We start from the raw sequence: 490 nt of genomic DNA, 5'->3' as shown, positions 1-490 counted from the left end.
TCATAGAAGGCAACCGCATCCCTTTTGAACTGCTCGTCATAGCGTTTCGCTGACATGGTGGTAGATTACCTTTCCCCCAGCCCGACTGAGCTGAGATTGGGTGTCTACCTAACGGGGGTCAGGTCCTTGATCTCGACAAGAAGGAGCTTCGTCAGGGGCAAAAAGTAACCCCATTCGAGCAGGCTCGCAATTATGCCAACGCGCAGAAGAACTCTGACCGTCCTGAGTGGATCATCGTGAGCAACTTTGATGTCATTCGCATCTACAACCTCGATGTTGACTACCCAGAGGACAACTACATCTCCTTCCGCGTCGATGACCTCGTGGACAACCTGCATTATCTGGACTTCCTTGTTGACCCGACTGGGGTTGCCCGCAAATCGTGGACACGTAGTGGAGCTACCTAGTGGTTAGGCAGCTATTTCTTTGCTGCTGTTGATTGCACCGGCGTGGTTCTCGAAGTCGACGGGGCTGACCATCCCGAGTGCAG

The 490-nt window shown here is 53.3% G+C and carries 1 protein-coding gene; it reads left to right on the top strand.

The window, feature by feature from the left end; translation table 11 throughout:
• Positions 1-95: 95 nt before the first annotated feature.
• Positions 96-407: a type IIL restriction-modification enzyme MmeI gene (locus tag NQ018_RS11550; RefSeq protein ID WP_373566951.1), complete on the top strand. Its 312-nt coding sequence runs from the start codon at positions 96-98 to the stop codon at positions 405-407.
• Positions 408-490: the final 83 nt, after the last annotated feature.

It is taken from the genome of Corynebacterium kozikiae (assembly GCF_024580965.1).
GTDB classification, from domain to species: Bacteria; Actinomycetota; Actinomycetes; order Mycobacteriales; family Mycobacteriaceae; genus Corynebacterium; species Corynebacterium kozikiae.
This window is presented reverse-complemented; position numbering and strand designations above follow the sequence as displayed.